The following is a 17,432-nucleotide window of genomic DNA, read 5'->3' as shown; positions in this document are numbered from 1 at the left end:
GCCGGTGCGCAGCTTTGGAATCCGAAGTTCGACGGTGCCAGCTCGGGTCTCCCAGTCGCGGTCGCGATAGCCGTTACGCTGAGCAAGTCGAAAGTCATTCTTCTCGCCGTAGGCCGCACCGGTCTTCGTGCCAACCTCTAGCTCCATCAACTTCTCGGCGGCAAAGCCAATCATCTCGCGCAGCAAATCCGCATCAGCGCTCTTCTCAACAAGCGAGCGGAGGTCCATCATGTCATTGGTCATCGGTGGTCTTTCCATCAGGTTGTGCTTGAACAACCCAACCCTACCGGAAAAAGCCGATGACCACCGCTATCCTGCTACACCACTTCTCGGGACGTCATCCTCGGGTAACCGGAAAAAGAAGATCGGCGGATGCTGACCTGCAGTAGGCATGAAAACGCACCTGGTTCTGAAGAGCAAAAGCGGCAGCCAAACGACGCCGAGAGATGCAGGCCCGCTTGAATGTTCCTGAGGCAATGATGGCATGCAAGCCTACGTCCGTGGCTGTAAATGCTGCACTTTGCGCAATTGTGGAAACCAACACCACCACAGAGCTGACGCTCCGATCATTGCCTGCGCGGACGAGTACGACAGATTAATTTCCGGCGAATAGTCACGAGCAAAGAAGATGAATATCGATTGGCAACCACATCGAAGTGTACGGATAACCGGCGCCGGCAAACGAAGCCCGCTTCGCAATTGCAGGTGATGGCACCAGTTTTAGCCTCTTCCGTCGTGACGGTTCGGCAAGCGTTTGGTCGCTCTGGTCGTCAGATCAAGGCCATTGCGCGGACCTATCGCTACCGGGAAATTTTAATTTCCGATCTTCTCCCCCTTTAAAAATCGTGGGGGCAGTTGAAGCGCTCTCCGGGCCGTCCGCCGGTGCTATGACCCAGCAGGCCGACTATTTCGGCGACCCTCCTTGTCCGGCGTGCGTAAGGCTAGGCAATCGCCGGGATCGGGTCGGTGAATGTTTGCCGCTTGCACTGCCGACACCTGCAACGTCAGCGGCTTAACTGGAGCTTTACTGTCACTTCGTTGCCCCGGATCGGCAGGTCCTGGAGACTGCGGTACGACCAGCGGTGCCGACTTGCGCTCCAATGTCCGCGATCAGGGCATATGCCCGACGATGGTCCGCAAGCAGACACAAGCCAATCACCCTCGCCGTCGGACACTACGCTTTGCACCTTAATTCCCGAACCGGGCGACCATCTCGATTTCGTTGGCATGCCCGCCCTTAGCAGCGGGAATGCCAACGATTTGTTAGCCACACAAAGTGAGGAAGACCCCGATTAGATGCAAAACGACACGGCCTCGGGCCGCCTTTTGTTAGTCCGAACGCGCGCTTCCCCAGAGTTGCGAGGCTCCTTCAGCCAATTGCTGCAGGCGCTTACCCTGGCTTTCCGAAAAACAGCCTGGTCTCAATTCCATCCAAGGAACTGCTTCAGCTCCGAAGTTTGCGGATTGGCGAAGACCTCTCCCGGAGGGCCGATCTCATGCACCTTGCCTTGATGCATAAAAACGACGCGCGAACAGACGTCGCGAGCGAATTTCATCTCGTGCGTCACCATCAGCAGCGTCATGCCTTCCGATGCCAGTTCGCGTACGACCGAAAGCACTTCCGCCACGAGTTCCGGATCGAGCGCGGACGTGATCTCATCGCACAGCAGCGCGATCGGCTGCATGGCAAGCGCGCGTGCGATCGCCACACGCTGTTGCTGACCGCCCGAAAGCTCGTCCGGATAGGCGTCGAACTTGTGCGCCAGCCCGACACGCTCCAGCATCTTGCGGGCCAAGCTTTCCGCCTCGGGCTTCGGCGTCTTTTTCACCACCATCTGCGACAGCATGACATTGCCGCCCACGGTCTGATGCGGAAACAGATTGAACTGCTGGAAAATCATCCCGACTTTCAGCCGCAGGGCCTTGAGATGAAGGTCGTCGTCCAGCAGTTGCGACCCGGCGACGGCGATCGAACCGGCCGAGATGGTCTCTAGCCCGTTGATGCAGCGAAGCAGCGTCGATTTTCCGGAACCGCTCTTGCCGATGATCGCAATGACTTCCCCGGGTTCGACATCGAGGTTGATGCCTTTTAGAACCTCGTTCGCACCGTAGCTCTTGCAGACTTCAGTGATTTCGATGAGCGACATTAAGCTTCCTTTCGAGAATCTGGCTGCTCTTCGATAAGGGCCAGCACAGGGCGAAATAGATAAGGGCTACAAGCCCGTAGACCACGAAAGGTTGGAATGTGGCGTTGGTGACCACCGTGCCGGCCTTTGACAGTTCCACGAAACCGATGATGGAGGTGACCGCGGTGCCCTTGATCACCTGCACGATGAAGCCGACCGTCGGCGGCACGGCGACACGCATGGCCTGCGGCAGGATGACATAACGCATCTGCTGCAAGCGGCCCAAGGCCAGGCTTGCGGAAGCCTCCCACTGGCCTTTCGCAACGGACTCGACACAGCCGCGCCAGATCTCCGTCAGGAACGCTGCCGTCCATAATACCAGCGTCAGGCCCGCCGCCAGCCAGGCCGGGACATCGATGCCGAACAGGCCAAGCCCGAAGAAGGCGATGAAGAGCTGCATCAGCAGCGGCGTGCCCTGAAACAGCTCGACGTAATATTTCGAAAGTCTCCGGAGCCATTTTTTTCGAGAAATGCGCGCGAACAGCAGCAGCAGCCCGACGATGCCTCCGCCGATAAAGGAGACGAGCGAAAGCAGCACCGTCCAGCGGGCGGCAAGCAGGAGATTTCTCAAAATATCCCAGGTGGTAAATTCGATCATCTCATTCCCCCGCGCGGAAAGATGAAGCCGCCGACCATCGCGAGCGCCTGCCGGAGGAGGATTGCGAGCAGGAGATAGATAATGGTGGAGACCATGTAGGCTTCGAAGGCGCGGAAGGTGCGCGACTGGATGAAGTTGGCGGCAAATGTCAGATCCTCGGCGGCGATCTGCGAGACGACAGAAGATCCTAGCATGACGATGACGACCTGGGACGAAAGCGCCGGCCAGATGCGCTGTAAGGACGGCACCAGCACCACATGCTGGAATGTTTCGAAACGGGTCATCGCCAGGCTTGCGCCCGCCTCGAATTGCCCCTTCGGCGTCGCCTGAATGCCGGCGCGGATGATCTCGCAGCCATAGGCGCCGAGATTGACCACCATGGCGATGTTGGCTGCCGTCAGTTCCGACAATTGGAGCCCCAATGACGGCAGGCCGAAAAAGATGAAAAAGAGCTGGATAAGGAAAGGCGTATTGCGGATGAGCTCCACATAGGCGGCAACCGGCGGCCGCAACCACTTCGGCCCAAGGGCGCGGGCCCAGGCGCAGAATATGCCAAAGGCAATGCCGAAAATTCCGCCTATGGCGATCAGCTCGAGGGTGACGAGAACACCCTTGACGATCTGCGGGGAATAGTCGAGCAGCCATCCGAAATCGAATTTGTAATTCACCCGATTGCTTCCTTTCGATGGCGAAAGCGGCGCACCGACCCGTCCATTAAGCCGGTGCGCGGTTTCGGAAGATTTCTCAGAGGTCCTTCGGCAGGTCGGTTTTCAGCCATTTCTGAGCGATGGCATTGAGTGAGCCATCCGTCTTGGCGGTCGCCAGAATGCCGTTCAGCTTTTCGAGAAGCGCCGGCTGTTCCTTGTTGAGCCCGATATAGCAGGGCGAGTTCTTGATAAGGAACTTGAGTTCCGGCCGCTTCGGCGGGTTCTTGGCCAGGATGGCCGCCGCGACGACGTTGCCCGTTGCCACGACGTCGACCTGGCCGGAAAGGAAGGCGGAAATCGTGCCGTTATTGTCCTCGTAGCGCTTGATGGTCGCGTCGGCCGGCGCGATCTTGGTCAGTTCCAGATCCTCGACCGCACCGCGCGTTACGCCGACCGTCTTGCCGGACAGTTCCTCTGCTTTCGTGACAGCCACGGAGTTCGGTGCGAAGACGCCATTGAAGAAAGGCGCATAGGCGGCGGAGAAATCGATGACCTTCTCGCGATCCGGGTTTTTGCCAAGGCTCGAGATGACGAGATCGACCTTGTTCGTCTGGAGATAGGGAACGCGATTGGCGCTGGTCACGGGCACCAGCTCTACCTTCACGCCGAGCTTGCTGCCGATAAGGTTGGCGACATCGATGTCATAACCCTGCGGCGCCATATCGGTGCCGACGCTGCCGAACGGCGGAAAATCCTGCGGGACGGCGATGCGGATAGTGCCGCGACCGGTAATGTCGCCCAAGGCATCGGCAAAGGAGGCAGGGGCGAAGCCAAGCGTCGCCGAGACGGCGACAATGGCAAGGAAAGAGCGTCTGGAAAACATGCTGATTTACTCCTTGGGTTCAGAGGATAAGGGAGGCAGTGAAAGCGAATTTCGCAGGTCCGAAAGCGGGTCCGGCCTATGGGTGAGATCGAGCCCCGTTTCGACTTCATCGAGGTGGCGGATCGCAAGTTCGGCGGCGGCGTTGAAGTCTCCCTCCTGCAGCGCCTCGAAAATGCGGCAATGTCCGTCATGAGATTCCTGCGCATGAAAGTCGGACTGGTAGAGCATCGAGATGAGGATCGTTCTCGCCGTCAGGTCGCGCAGCGTTTCGACGATGATTTCGTTTCCCGCGATCTCGGCGATGCGGATGTGGAAATCGCCCATCAGACAGGTCAGGCGCTGGCGGTCGCCCTTCGCGATCGCAAGTTTCTCCTCCTGCAGATGACGGGCCAGTATTTCCAGATCCTGCTCGCTGACCGTGGAGAGATTGCGCAGCAGCCCGAACTCGATGATGCGCCGGGCCTCGTAGACCTTCATCGATTCTTCTGCCGAAGGCTCCACCACGAACCAGCCGCGACGTGGGCTGACCGTAACGATGCCTCGCGTTTCGAGGCGCATCATCGACTCGCGGATGCGGGTGCGAGACACATCGAATAGTGTGGCCAGTTGGCTTTCACCAAGCCGTGTGCCGGGGCGAATACGCGCCGACAAAATGCCGGAGACAATGGACGCTTCGATGTTGATCTGCGTCGGCTGTTGTGCATTTCTATCTTGCATACAAAGCTGACACGCAGCTTTCATGCCAGTTTGAAATCGCACGGAAGGGCACGGTGCGAACGTCTCGAATGCTCAAAAATGCGCAGGTCATTCGGCGGATTTAATAAGAGCCGCTCAAAATATGATCATCCGTTTCTGCTAACTCCCAAAAGGTGCGCCAGCTTGCCAATCCGCCTGTTGGGATATCCCAAGCCGGACGGGATCCTGACCTTCGACCGGCTACCGTCGGTGTTTCTCTCGAACATCAACCATGAGGAAGATCAGCCGGAACATCTGCAGGTCAGGGACATGGGCCGGCAGAAGCGCTCCGAACATAACAGCTATGCTGGCCCGTCGACTCGTTACTGTCCGGCCGGCGTATATGAATGGGTTGAGAAGGATGGCGAGGACGTCTTCGTCACCGACGCCCAGAACTGCGTGCACTTCAAGAACTGCGACAGTAAGGACTCCAACCAGAACATCAACTGGGTGCCGCCGCGGGGCCGAGAAGGACCGGCATATCCGAATATGTGATCGACTTGAATTGAGATCGAAACTCGCGGAGGAGCTGAGGATGGGGCAGTCGAATTCGGACGGGAAGCACATAGCTTTCCATGTTCTGGAAGAGTTTTCTCTACAGGGTCCGCAGCGATTGGCCAACAATACGAGCGGGCCGGCTGTGTACAAATGGCGCTGGCGCATTCGTGTCCAGTGGCGCCTCAATAGAGGGGAGCCTTGAACCAGGCCACGCGAAGGGCGGTCGGCCGCGCAGCCCGAGTCAGAATGCCGCTTCCTGATCTCAGTCGACTGGAGCGCTGTGTGCCTTCAAAGATGCTGCGTTGCAGTTGAGGGGATTGGAACCCGCGGCACCAAGCTGCCAAACCTAAGTTATTGAGACTTCAATAGTTATTTGCAGAAACCGCATTATGCGGTATGTCATTTCATAACATCAATATCCGGCGTCCGCTATCCTTCGCACCTATGATTCAAGTTCGATGGAATTTGGCTGACGAAGTTGACGAACTTGACGAGATACTCCATATTCTATGCGGAGGTGCCTATGGCTATGACCGATAAGAAAGGTGGTTCCCGCAAGCGCACCGAGCGTCGCGGCAATCTAATTACCGGATATGCTGGTAAATGGGAGCCACTCTTTGAGAAAAAAGCAGCGGCCCGCGCGACCGCTGCGCGAGTGCTTTCTGGCGTTTCCGAAGGTGTCATACGCGCCAAGAACACAGGCGGCACCGTTCGTGTGACATATGTCATTCGATCCTCGGACGAAGAACCCGAAATCGAGATCGAGGAGATCACACCACAAAAGGACGCTCTGGATATAGCCCTCGCGGCCGCAAAGCAGCGCGGGAGCGAGCGTGTCGCTGAGATCCTTAAGCGGCCCGAGATGTTGTCCGCAGACGAGTTTGCCGATGAGATCGGCTCCACACGCGAGACGGTGAACAAAAAGCGCAAGCGTCACGAGGTTCTCGGGCTCGAAGGAGCGAAGCGAGGCGTGCGGTTTCCAAAATGGCAAATTGGGGATGACGGCCAACTACTTGGTGGCCTGGCGCAACTATTTGAGGCTTTGAACGGGCACCCTTGGGCGGTGTACCGGTTCCTTTTGCAGGAAAGCGGTAGCCTTGGCGGTCGAACAGGTCTCGAAATGCTGCGCGCCGGCAGGATCGAAGATGCAGTGGGAGCAGCACGCTCGATTGGCAAAGGTGATTTCTCCTGAGCATCTCATCGAATTTGCTTCCGCCAACCGACTTTGGTTCGCGCGAACTGGTGATTCATGTACTGACCTCTGTGGCATCGTGGTACCGGCTCTACCAAAGCCGGTATCCCGATCCGCTTGGCTACGGCTTCGGATCGAGTCGCTTCAGTGATCCTGAAATTGCCCTAACTCCTCCTGATCGTTTCGGCGTCGTTTATTTCGGCAGCAGCATCAAGGTCTGCTTCGCCGAAGCGATCTTGCGCGAGCGCGCGATCGGATCAAAGGGCACCTTCCCTATCGGCATGGGGGAACTTCTGGAGGTGTCCTGCGCCTCTGTCGCGACCATTGAACCTGTTCGGCTCGCGGACCTGCGCTCGGACGGTATGCTGCGGATGCGGATTCCAACTGATGCTGCCCGTGCCGCTTCGCACGAACTCGGGCAGCAATGGTCAAGAGCACTCTGGCTTCACGACGAGAAACCCGATGGGATCATCTACGATTCTCGCTTGAATGGCGAAACCAATATCGTCCTGTTCGATCGCGCGCTTACAAAACTAAGAGTAACGGCTGCCGGACCGCTTCTGGATTTTCGAAAGGAAGTGGCGCAAATCTTGGATGACTTCGCGATAGCGATCGTCTGATCGACCGTGCGCTTCAACGTTGTAGTGTCTTGAGCTCTTCGCACTCGACTCCCGCCGCACGAATTTTGGGAGCATGACGATTTGTGGGGCGGTCATTCGGCGCGAGCGGTTTCTCTGTGACCGTGATTGTCGTTCGGGCGATGTCACGGTAACGAACTTGTGAGGATCGGCTGCGATAGAGGCATTTGCATGAGCACCTCGCCAGTCAGCTACAAGCGTCATCGCTTCCCGCCCCAGATCATCGCCCACTCGGTCTGGCTCTACTTTCGGTTTCCGCTGAGCCTACGTCTTGTCGAGGAATTGCTGCTGGAGCGCGGCATTGCTGTCTCCTATGAGACGATCCGCCGGTGGGGAGAGAAATTCGGCCCGGATTATGCGCGCCGCGTTCGCCGCAAGAAGCCCAGCGGGAACGATGTGTGGCATCTGGACGAGGTCGTCATCATCATCGCCGGCAGGAAACACTGGCTATGGCGGGCGGTCGATCAAGACGGGTATGTGCTTGACGAAATCGTTCAGAACCGCCGTAACACCAAGGCCGCCAAGCAATTGCTGGCCCGTCTTCTGAAGAAGCAGGGTATCGCACCGAAGCGGATGATCACTGACAAATTGCGCTCCTATGGAGCAGCCCGGCGACAGGTCATGCCGCACATCGAACACCGACCCCAAAAAGGTCTGAACGACCGGGCCGAGAACTCTCATGTGCTGCTGCGAAAACGCGAGCGGATGATGCAAGGCTTCCGATCGCCGGAAGGCCTTCAGCGCTTCGTCTTTGTCTTCTCCGCTGTCCGCAGCCTCTTCGTCCCGCCCAGCTCACAACGCTCCGCATTCCAAAACCGCGTTCACCGCATCCAGGCGATCGCAGAGTGGAAAGCTGCGGCGGGAGCTATGGCCTGAGATCAATCCCGAAGGCCGAACGTCAAACGTGCATCCGAATTCAAGTTAAGGTGACATCGCCCCCTGAACCATGTCCTGAAACGATGCCGAAAAATGTTGATTGTGAAGCGTCGGTCGTCGACCACGATGAAACCCATGATTCCATCGGTGGCACCTGATGCCAAGGGCATCGTCCCTGGAAAGCCTAGTCGCAGTCGGTCTGGTTTACCTTAGGAAAAGCTGAGCCTCGATCGCGGCTTTGTCGAGCACCGACCATACCTGGACAATCTTGCCGCCCTTATATTCGTAAAAGACGTTTTCGCAGAACGACACGCGCTGGCCATTGACGGGAAGGCCGAGAAACTCACCGGTCGGGCTGATGTCAAATTCGAGGCGGCTCGCCACCGTATTGTAGTCGGAGACCAGGATGCGGATTTTGTAGTACAGGTCGGGGATATCACGAGCCTCTTTCTCCCTCGCCTGTTGATACGCATCAAGTCCGACGATCTCTCCGTTGTAGGCGACCTCGGTATCGACGTAGTTCGCCAGATTGTCCCAGTCCCGGCTATTGAGGCAATCGATATATTCTTGATACAATTCCGAAAGTGGGGCGGTCATCTCGTTCCTCCTTGGGCTTCAATTGATCTGCTCGTGGACCCTCAGGAGACAGCGCGCGCGAACTCCTCCGGTTGCTCCTGTGGCACGTTCTGTCCGGCGTTGACGACGCGATGTTCGTGAAACCGGACAAACATTTTTGCTGGTCCGACGTCCCTCCTGGCTTCAGGGGGTCCCGTCAATGGTTACAGCCGGTACGGTTATTTCAAGCTTTGGGCCAGCCGGACCTCGAACTCCTGCATTGCAATCTCACCGGCCTCAAGGCCGAAAGATGCTCGTGCGCCTTGTCAGGGCGAGCCTGATCGTAAGAAGTCATCGATCGCTCTCGAATCTTCTCGAGCGCCTCCAATTGCAGCATGCGTTCGGAACCCTGTTTGTTGGGTTTGAATAGGTGGCGTCACCGCGGCAGAGGCGTGGGGGGTCGGTCGTCAGGATGTTTCAGGTTGAGCAGCTCCGCCAGATCTTTCGCGACACTCTCGCTTAGTCCGGCGAGAACGACGCCCGAGTAGGTGACGACGTCCCTCGTTCTGGCATCTATAACGGACCAGGACTTTCCATCCTTCACTGCGCGATATTTTGAATCAACCATTTTCCACCCGCGAAAAGTGGTCCATTGCAACCATCAAATGAGAAGAAGGTTCCAAGGAATGGCTACTTAGGCCATGAGGTTTTGCTGAAATAATCGGGGCGGCGACTGATGAATGAATATGCGCCGCCTAGCCCCGGCGGAGGCGCGGCCTGTACGAGCAAGATTTTCGGGCTGGTTGGCTGTATTCACTGGGACATCATCTGACTGACGAACCGGTGATCTTTGATCGAGCTCGCATCAGGACGCAGTAACGATGCTGGAGCGCTTAACGCCCAACAACTATCAAAGGTGGACTTGGGTGGTGCGCAGCAGCTCACGTGCGGCACGGGGGGCGAACCGAGGAGGCGCATGCTTCAGCGTGTGGCATAGCTCCCGAAGAGACGGAGCGAGACAGGAATATGCGCGAAGAGCTGGGGTATCTCATAGCGAGAGAAGCCCAGCCGTGTCTGAACAAGTCGATGCGAACACGTTCCATGGGACCGATAATAAATCAGCAAAAGCTTGTTTAAAAGCCAGTTGGTCGAATCCTCCCAATCCTACAAGCCGCTTTTCCTTAACGTTACGGCCCGCGGGCACGGGCCATACGTTGGTTTAATGCTCAGCAAAATTTTGTTAGTATCAGGGTTCCAACGTCATGCTTGCGAACCGCGTCGAGGTGCAATGAACAAGAGCCAACCTCATCTTGCTCGGCTTGCTGCTCATACAGAAGCGTTGATGGCTGGCAATATGGCCGAGCAGGTCGGGGCGATTTGCTATCGCCCCGATGGCGCGGGCCATATCGAGGTCCTTTTGATCACCACCCGGGAAACGCAACGGTGGACGATCCCAAAGGGGTGGCCGATCAAGGGGCTGAAAGCACATGAAGCGGCCGAGCGAGAAGCCTGGGAAGAGGCCGGCATAAAAGGAAAGGTCAAAAAGAAGCCAATCGGCTATTTCACCTATTTGAAGGTTCTCGAAGCCGGAAAGTCCGTTCCCTCACTTGTGCAGGTCCACCTCCTGGCTGTTGAGAGCCAGGGCGACAATTTCCCCGAGCATGGGCAGCGGACGACGGAATGGATGCCGCTCCCCGAAGCAGCGCGACGCGTACGCGAGCCTGAGTTAAAAGGTCTGTTTACGCGCCTGCGCGATCTTGAGAGCGGCGACTGACTTGAAGATGGCCAGTGAAGGCAGGAATTACGGCACGGCGCCCGTCCTTGCCGGCTCAATTAACTGGACTGCACAAAACTTCCGATTATCATGCGGATGTGGGAGCTTGCGGCTAGCAGACGCATGATGCTGCCCCTCGGATGAGGAGGTGGAATTGGGCCTGTTCTCGGATTTCGCGCTTAATCTCGACGACGTCGAAACGCTCCGATCGATCATCACCGACGCATGTGACGAGCTGAAAATTCCCCATGATCACGCTGGCCTTGTTGCACGGGTGCTAGACCTACACGCGGAAGGGCGCTCGCGGCACGAGATCATCAAGATCCTGCGGACGGAGTTTTGCAAAAGCCGCATATAGGAACCGGCGCCGATACCGCGACAGCTAATCCTCTCCGGAAATATGCCGTCAGGACTCCATCTTCAGTTGGAGAACGGGCTGGGTGATAGGTCGTAGCCATGGCCCTCGTCATGCTTTCTCATTGATGTTGGAACCAAGCGCGCTCGGCTGGGTTTAGGAAAGTTAAATCTACGCCAATGACGGAAGCGAGGGGACGGATGGGCAAAATTGAGCTGGCGGGTGGCAATCCCATAGTCTCTCAGACTGATGTTTTTCCTGACGATTACCAAGACTTTTTTGAAAACGGAGCTGTTGCCCTGCATCTGATCGGCGCTGATGGCACGATCCTGCGCGCCAACCAAGCAGAACTGGATCTGCTCGGCTATGCCGCCGACGAATATATCGGTCGGCATATTTCCGAGTTTCATATAGACGCCGACACGATCAGCGAAATGCTTGCTCGCCTTAGGGCCGGCGAAAAGCTCGTCCGTTTCCCAGCCCGGATGCGAGCCAACGATGGATCAATCAAGCACGTCGAGACCACCTCCAGCGCCCAGTTCCGCAATGGCGAATTCATCAACACCCGTTGCTTCACGGTCGATGTTACAGAGATTGTCGATGTAAGACGCCAGCTGGCGCGCAAGGACGAAGAAATGCGCCAGGTGCTTGAAGCGCTTCCGGCCGCCGTCTACACGACGGACGCCCGCGGCAAGATCACATATTTCAACCATGCGGCAGCCGAATTAGCCGGCAGAGAGCCGATCGTCGGTGAGGACGAATGGTGTGTAACTTTTCGGCTGTTCACTGCCGATGGGCAGCCACTGCCGCATAAAGAATGCCCGATGGCAATCGCTCTTAGGGAAAATCGCCCCATTCGCGGCGTGGAGGCCATGGCTCAGCGGCCCGACGGCTCGATGTTTCCGTTCCTTCCCTTCCCAACACCGATGCGCAACGACGACGGCGAACTAACAGGGGCGGTAAACATGCTCGTGGACATCAGCGACCGCAAGTTGGCAAAGTCCAATCAGCGCGTCTTCCTCGACGAGCTCAACCATCGCGTCAAAAACAACATGATGATGCTCTGCGCTTTGCTCCGTTCGGCGGAGCGCGAGAGTGACAGCCGGGAGGCGCGCATTGTTCTGGGTGATGCAGCTCAGCGCGTTGGCGCCATGGCTGCCGCGCAGCACGCTCTTTATACCGAGCATGGCCGCTCCGAGGTGGATGCGAAGAATTTCGTAAACGCTGTGTGCGACAGCGCAAGACAAGCGTTTTCAGAAAATGTCGCTCTCCATATCGACGTCGACGCAGGAAGCTTGGCGAACGACGTTACTATGCCTCTCGCTCTCATTCTGAACGAACTCCTGACAAATGCGGCAAAGCACGGCTGTGACGAGGCAGGCAATTGCGAAATTTGGATTTCGCTCAAACAATTGGATGGCGACTTCCTGCTGACGGTGCGCGACAATGGCCCGGGCTTCAATTTCAAGGTCACGGGGCGGCGTTCGTCCGGAACCGGTCTCGTCGCTGGACTAGTTCGGCAACTACGGGGCTCGTTTTCGGTCGCTCCCGGTCCCGGTGCACGATGCACCGTTCGCTTCCCCGGCCAATTCCAACCGGAAAGCAATCTTGATTTATGAGCGCGCTCTACCCACCCGTCAAAAACTATGCTAGCTCCGCCCCCGGATCCTTCGAGGCCGCCAAACAGGTTGCGGGTGCGGAAAAGCCGACACGGATCCTTATCGTCGAAGACGAATATCTCATAGCACTGGAGATCGAACATCGTCTTCGCGATGCAGGCTTTGAAGTCACCGGCATCGCAGTGACGGCCGATGAGGCAATTTCCAAGGCAGAATCAGACCGCCCAGATCTTGCGATCATGGACATTCGACTGGCCGGCCGCAAAGACGGTGTCCAGGCCGCGATTGAATTGTTTACAAAGCTGGGCATCCGCTCGATTTTTGCTTCCGCGCACGCAGACGCCAAAACCCGCGAAAGAGGCTCGGCAGCCTCGCCAATCGGGTGGTTGCAGAAGCCCTACACCGCTGAGGCCTTGATCAAGCTGATCAAACGGCATCTGGGATAGACAGCATTGGCTGACCGATCATCATCTCCTAACGTTCGTTGCCCGTGGCGGACCTTTTGCAATCCGGAACACAGCCCGGCCGATTTTCGTATTGCAGTCGTCGAACGCTTGAACCTGGTCGTCTTCGCCCTACCCTTGCGCTCGGAAAGTGAGGGCAACGATGATCCCATTACAGATTCCACTGGGGCAAAACGCCTTGAAAGACGCTGACGTTGCCCTTTGTCAAAGGGTCTATGACCACGTCATCGCGGCAAAGCAGATCACGACTGATACCGAGCGCGAGGAGCTAGCCAGTCGGATCATCCAGTCCTTTCAGCATGGGGTGAAGGATGAGGACGCCTTAGTGCGGCTGCTGATCTGACTGCGCGTTCTAACGGGTAATAGTAGGAACTGAATATTGGCTCGACCTGCAACCGGGAAAGTTCGCTTTAAATTCTTCACCCAATGCCCAAGGGATGACGGCTGCGGCATTTTTGTATTGCAGATGCTGACGGGCAAACCGTACGATCAGATTGCCAGCATGATCGATTGGGAGGGTCAGTCTAAACATTACACAACGTGGAAAGAACTGCGCGGTGTCCTAAGCGAGTTGGGCTGGCAATCTGGGGGATTACGAGAGGCAAAGAGCTGGGCCGATGTTCAGGGAGTGGCGATAGTCCATGTCGAAGGAGACCACTTTATCCTTTACGATGCCGATAACGGCGTCTTCTATGATCCTGGTCAATCGGATGGCCCCGATCTGCACACTCGCCTCGTTCCTATGAGCTACCTTTCTGTGCAATCGCCGGGGAATGGTTCATAAAATCACGCAATGTGCACGCTTGTGGGTAACTGATGTTCCGCGGTGAAGCGGTCGATTGAGCGTTCCTCAGACAGAGTTCTCTTCTCGCCGGATTGAACGACATGATAAACGGCGCCCATGGGAATCAAGAACTATCTGATCGAAGGCGGTTCCGGCACTGGAAAAACGTCTGTCGCTACCGAACTGGAGCGGCGGGGTTACCATGTCGTCCATGGTGACCGGGTCTTGGCCTATGTCGGCGACCCCGAAACAGGCAAGGCACTGCCAGGACCACCCGAAGGCGAGGATCGCATCGTTTGGGAATACGCGCACTGGATTTGGCCCGTTGACAAGGTCCGGGCCATTGCTGCCGACACCAGCCATCCTGCAACCTTCTTCTGTGGCGGCTCGCGCAATTCCCATAAATTCCTGGACTTATTCGACAAGGTTTTTGTGCTCGACGTAGACGTTGAGACGTTGAACGGACGATTAGATGGGCGACCGAATGAGCCAGGTTTCGACCGGGCCGAGCGGCAGCTGGTACTGCGCTACCATCATACCCGCGAATATCTTCCCGTTGGCATAGATATCGACACAGCGGGTACGGTCCCAAGCGTCGTCGACAACATCCTCGCTCAACTCGCCTGAACCCCTGGACGCACCGTGAATGGGATGGGAAGCACTTAAATATTGCGGTAAGACGCTAGTCGCCTCAACGGCTCACTGGCGGCGCTGAGACTTCGTTGCCGAGGCGGCAATCATCGAAACTACCCAAAGCACCTTGGTCAAGGTGCGGGAGCGACGGCGCTTACCTTTGCATGCAGTTGATGGGATTCGAACCGGAATCCCATCTTCTGGGCGAAACTGTTGTGTTTCCAAGAATTTGTAAACCGCTCGGCTCGGCTGAAATGAAATGAAGCTTTTTGGGGCGGCAGCTGGTAAAGACTCACCATATGACGACCCTTATCCCTGCACCAGATGGTAGTTACGTATCCCTACTCGCAGAGCTCAAGGAAAGAATCCGAGCGGCTCGGCTCAAGGCGGCCGTTGCTGTCAACCAAGAACTGATCACGCTCTATTGGAGCATCGGCCGTGACATCCTCGCCCGCCAGGCGGCGGAAGGTTGGGGAGCCCGCGTGATTGATCGGCTGGCAGCAGACCTCGGGCGCGATTTTCCAGAAATGACTGGCCTTTCGCCTCGAAACCTCAAATATATACGTGCCTTTGCTGAGGCATTCCCAAACGAGGAAATCGTGCAACAGCTTGTTGCACATTTGCCCTGGGGCCATAACGTCAAGCTCATCGAGATGCTGAAGGATTCTGAAGAGCGTCTCTGGTACGCGCGCTAGGCAGTAGAACACGGATGGAGCCGCAACGTCCTCGTGCATCAAATCGAAAGCGGACTTCATCGTCGGCAGGGAAAGGCTCTGACCAATTTCGCTCGAACACTGCCCGCACCACAGTCTGAACTCGCCCAGGAACTGATCAAAGACCCGTACAGTTTTGATTTTCTCGCTCTCGGCCCCGCGATGTCGGAGCGCGAACTGGAGCAAGGATTGCTCGAGCACCTACGCTCTCTGATCCTTGAGCTCGGTAAAGGCTTTGCGTTCGTCGGCAGCCAGCATCCCCTCGAGATTGGTGGCCAGGACTACTATCTGGACCTTCTGTTCTATCACTTGCGGTTGCGCTGCTTCGTCGTCGTCGAGTTGAAGATCGAGGACTTTAAGCCCGAATTTGCCGGTAAGATGAACTTCTATCTCTCCGCAGTCGATGACCTGCTCCGTCACGAGTCCGACGCTCCGAGCATAGGTATCATCCTATGCAAGGGGAAGAATGAGTTGATTGTCGAATACGCGCTTCGAGATTCAACGAAGCCGATGGGTGTTGCCGAATACCGGCTCTCTGCCGCCCTTCCCGAGCCCTTGCAGACAGAGCTGCCGACAGAAGCGGAATTTGCACGCGAATTCCCGTTGATGGCGCTTGTGAAGCTACGCATGGAGGTTGAGCGCGAAATACGATTGCTTGTGGCGGATCAGGCGGATGCCGAGCGCCCGCTGGCTCTTGGACCAATGCTGGCGGAGTTGCACCGTCTTGGCATGATTCCCCAAACGGCAGATCGGTTTCGGAGTGCCCTGCAGATCATGAACCGCGCTGCCCACGGATTGGATGTTGCCCCTGCCGATGCATCCGAAGCAACCGAAATTGCGACAGCATTCCTTGCCGAGCTCCGAGCGATCCGCGATAGACAGTTATCGTGAAGTAGAACACCCACGCCAAGCAGATTCCAAGGATGGAACGTGTAATGCACTGCCCCTTGCTCTTGAAGGGAATCGAACCGCCGTTTTCGTGTCGCGTCCCACATTATCAATGACTTAGGCGTCAGATCTGGCATAGTCTGATTTATGGAACTTGCGAATCCGCTTTCAAACGCATTGATCAACGACAGCAAACCGTCGTTATGTCCAAGATTTCGAATGAACCCATAGGGGTTGCCTTCGAAATCGTGCTGATCCAATCGCATCGTTGTTCCTTTCATTTTTACAATGGTCGCCGATAGCGGCCGTGATCCCTACGACGGGGGTGCAATTACTTCGCATAACCAACGTGGCGGTGGCGTGAACAGCCCTTCGCTTTGGTCAATGCAGCGTTCCATTGATGACCATCTTCGAGACGAACGCCGACAGGAGCTTCTGATCGAAATCTCCGGCAGAGTTCATCAACATATTGATGGCTTCAGCCTGTGAGAATGCCGGCTTGTAGGGGCGGATGGTTGTAAGCGCTTCATAGACGTCACAGATGGCAGCAACGCGTGCAACGTAAGGGATCTTCCTGCCTGAAAGGCCATCGGGATAGCCACCGCCGTCGTATCGCTCATGGTGGAAACGGACGATATCGAGCACTTCAGTTGGCGCGGAGCCTGCTTTCGCCACCATCTCGTAACCCTTTTGAGGATGAGCGCGCACAAGGTCCATCTCCTCGGCGGTGAGTTTCCCTGGTTTGTTTAGAATTTCATCAGGAATGACTATCTTTCCGAGATCGTGTACGAGACCGCCGAGGCCGAGAACCCGCACATCATCTTCCTTATGGCCGAGACCGCGCCCGAATGCGATCATTAAGGCGCTGACCGCAAGCGAGTGAAGAAAAGTGATCTCGTCCTTCTCCTTCAGCTTGGCGACAGCAATCAGCGCGCCGGCGTTGTCGAGCGTCTCCAACATGATGCGCTCAACCGCTGTGCTTGCCGCCTCCCCTGCGAAACAACCGTTCACGCGGGCATCCTCCAGCACATGACGAAGATGCGGTTCGACATCCTGAATGGATTGCCGCGCGCGGCTGATCTCAACGTGCGAAAAGATGCTCAACAACTGCGCCTCGGACCTTGCCGGACCGTTGCCTTGTGACACTTCTGCAACATCTATGCCCTTGGCAATGTCGATGACGACGCTTCTTAGATGTCCTCTAGCAAGCCTTCTGACATCATCTCCCGTTGAGACTAGAAAAGGCTTGAATAGCACAGCATCAAGCTGAGTCGCGAACTCCATGTCGTTGATGAACATGCCGACCCGGAGCTGACTCACTTGAATGCGCTTGAGCATTTATGATGCTTCCTGAAGTCTTGCTTTATCGTAAGCGGTGTTCTCTTCGCACGTTG

General features: G+C 56.6%; 19 protein-coding genes and 2 pseudogenes. 12 read left to right on the top strand and 9 right to left on the bottom strand.

Annotated elements, in window-relative coordinates; translation table 11 throughout:
* From K290_RS0127240 to K290_RS0127215, 7 genes and pseudogenes are all read right to left on the bottom strand, one after another.
* The coding region (locus K290_RS0127240) for a transposase (RefSeq protein WP_028750436.1) at positions 1–243 on the bottom strand (243 nt) is incomplete at its 3' end.
* A gap of 617 nt (positions 244–860) precedes the next feature.
* Positions 861–1,229: pseudogene (locus K290_RS38495) on the bottom strand (ISL3 family transposase); the annotation flags it as partial.
* Positions 1,230–1,421: 192 nt separating this feature from the next.
* Positions 1,422–2,147, bottom strand: a complete 726-nt coding sequence (locus K290_RS0127235) for an amino acid ABC transporter ATP-binding protein (protein WP_028754785.1) — start codon at positions 2,145–2,147, stop codon at positions 1,422–1,424.
* Positions 2,125–2,784 (bottom strand): amino acid ABC transporter permease, encoded by a 660-nt coding sequence (locus K290_RS0127230; protein WP_028754784.1) that lies wholly within the window; start codon positions 2,782–2,784, stop codon positions 2,125–2,127. The genes K290_RS0127235 and K290_RS0127230 overlap by 23 nt, the downstream gene beginning before the upstream one ends.
* Positions 2,781–3,452 (bottom strand): amino acid ABC transporter permease, encoded by a 672-nt coding sequence (locus K290_RS0127225; RefSeq protein WP_028754783.1) that lies wholly within the window; start codon positions 3,450–3,452, stop codon positions 2,781–2,783. Before K290_RS0127225 ends, K290_RS0127230 begins: the two co-directional genes overlap by 4 nt.
* Positions 3,453–3,528: 76 nt before the next feature.
* The gene (locus tag K290_RS0127220; RefSeq protein WP_028754782.1) at positions 3,529–4,314 is read right to left on the bottom strand and encodes a transporter substrate-binding domain-containing protein; all 786 of its coding nucleotides are present in this window, start codon (positions 4,312–4,314) and stop codon (positions 3,529–3,531) included.
* Positions 4,315–4,320: 6 nt separating this feature from the next.
* Positions 4,321–5,031 (bottom strand): GntR family transcriptional regulator, encoded by a 711-nt coding sequence (locus K290_RS0127215; RefSeq protein ID WP_028754781.1) that lies wholly within the window; start codon positions 5,029–5,031, stop codon positions 4,321–4,323.
* Between the two features lie 177 nt (positions 5,032–5,208).
* On the opposite strand from K290_RS0127215, the pseudogene K290_RS0127210 reads away from it, so the two are divergent.
* The 4 genes and pseudogenes from K290_RS0127210 to K290_RS0127190 form a co-directional block, all read left to right on the top strand.
* Positions 5,209–5,544: pseudogene (locus tag K290_RS0127210) on the top strand (4Fe-4S dicluster domain-containing protein); the annotation flags it as partial.
* 526 nt (positions 5,545–6,070) lie between these two features.
* Positions 6,071–6,739 carry a hypothetical protein gene (locus K290_RS0127200; RefSeq protein ID WP_028754779.1) on the top strand — a complete coding sequence of 223 codons (669 nt, stop codon included), beginning with the start codon at positions 6,071–6,073 and terminating at the stop codon, positions 6,737–6,739.
* A gap of 14 nt (positions 6,740–6,753) precedes the next feature.
* A complete protein-coding gene (locus K290_RS0127195) occupies positions 6,754–7,359 on the top strand; it encodes an RES family NAD+ phosphorylase (protein WP_037136388.1) in 606 nt (201 codons plus the stop codon).
* 189 nt (positions 7,360–7,548) lie between these two features.
* Positions 7,549–8,253, top strand: coding sequence for an IS6 family transposase (locus K290_RS0127190; RefSeq protein ID WP_028754777.1), 705 nt, complete (start codon positions 7,549–7,551; stop codon positions 8,251–8,253).
* A gap of 204 nt (positions 8,254–8,457) precedes the next feature.
* Here the strand turns inward: K290_RS0127190 and K290_RS0127185 are convergent, their stop codons facing one another.
* Positions 8,458–8,850: an ester cyclase gene (locus K290_RS0127185; protein ID WP_028754776.1), complete on the bottom strand. Its 393-nt coding sequence runs from the start codon at positions 8,848–8,850 to the stop codon at positions 8,458–8,460.
* A 1,312-nt stretch (positions 8,851–10,162) separates the two neighbouring features.
* Here K290_RS0127185 and K290_RS0127175 point away from each other — a divergent pair.
* The 8 genes from K290_RS0127175 (at position 10,163) to K290_RS35110 (ending at position 16,041) form a co-directional block, all read left to right on the top strand.
* Entirely contained in the window at positions 10,163–10,582 is a 420-nt protein-coding gene (locus K290_RS0127175) for an NUDIX hydrolase (protein WP_425337612.1), read from the top strand.
* Positions 10,583–11,137: 555 nt separating this feature from the next.
* Complete coding sequence (locus K290_RS0127165; protein WP_028754773.1) at positions 11,138–12,556, top strand: sensor histidine kinase; 1,419 nt, start codon at positions 11,138–11,140, stop codon at positions 12,554–12,556.
* Positions 12,553–13,002: a response regulator gene (locus K290_RS35115; RefSeq protein ID WP_037136383.1), complete on the top strand. Its 450-nt coding sequence runs from the start codon at positions 12,553–12,555 to the stop codon at positions 13,000–13,002. The genes K290_RS0127165 and K290_RS35115 overlap by 4 nt, the downstream gene beginning before the upstream one ends.
* Before the next feature lie 160 nt (positions 13,003–13,162).
* Complete coding sequence (locus K290_RS0127155; protein WP_028754772.1) at positions 13,163–13,363, top strand: hypothetical protein; 201 nt, start codon at positions 13,163–13,165, stop codon at positions 13,361–13,363.
* 36 nt (positions 13,364–13,399) lie between these two features.
* Positions 13,400–13,804, top strand: a complete 405-nt coding sequence (locus tag K290_RS0127150; RefSeq protein WP_245276688.1) for a hypothetical protein — start codon at positions 13,400–13,402, stop codon at positions 13,802–13,804.
* 117 nt (positions 13,805–13,921) lie between these two features.
* Positions 13,922–14,431, top strand: coding sequence for a DEAD/DEAH box helicase family protein (locus tag K290_RS0127145; protein WP_028754770.1), 510 nt, complete (start codon positions 13,922–13,924; stop codon positions 14,429–14,431).
* A gap of 305 nt (positions 14,432–14,736) precedes the next feature.
* Complete coding sequence (locus K290_RS38490; protein ID WP_245276687.1) at positions 14,737–15,132, top strand: DUF1016 N-terminal domain-containing protein; 396 nt, start codon at positions 14,737–14,739, stop codon at positions 15,130–15,132.
* 33 nt (positions 15,133–15,165) lie between these two features.
* Complete coding sequence (locus K290_RS35110) at positions 15,166–16,041, top strand: PDDEXK nuclease domain-containing protein (RefSeq protein WP_245276686.1); 876 nt, start codon at positions 15,166–15,168, stop codon at positions 16,039–16,041.
* Between the two features lie 378 nt (positions 16,042–16,419).
* Here the strand turns inward: K290_RS35110 and K290_RS0127135 are convergent, their stop codons facing one another.
* On the bottom strand, positions 16,420–17,376 hold the full coding sequence (locus tag K290_RS0127135) for an HD-GYP domain-containing protein (protein ID WP_028754769.1): 957 nt from the start codon (positions 17,374–17,376) through the stop codon (positions 16,420–16,422).
* Between the last annotated feature and the right edge of the window lie 56 nt (positions 17,377–17,432).

This window comes from Rhizobium leucaenae USDA 9039 (assembly GCF_000426285.1).
Taxonomy (GTDB): Bacteria; Pseudomonadota; Alphaproteobacteria; order Rhizobiales; family Rhizobiaceae; genus Rhizobium; species Rhizobium leucaenae.
This window is presented reverse-complemented; position numbering and strand designations above follow the sequence as displayed.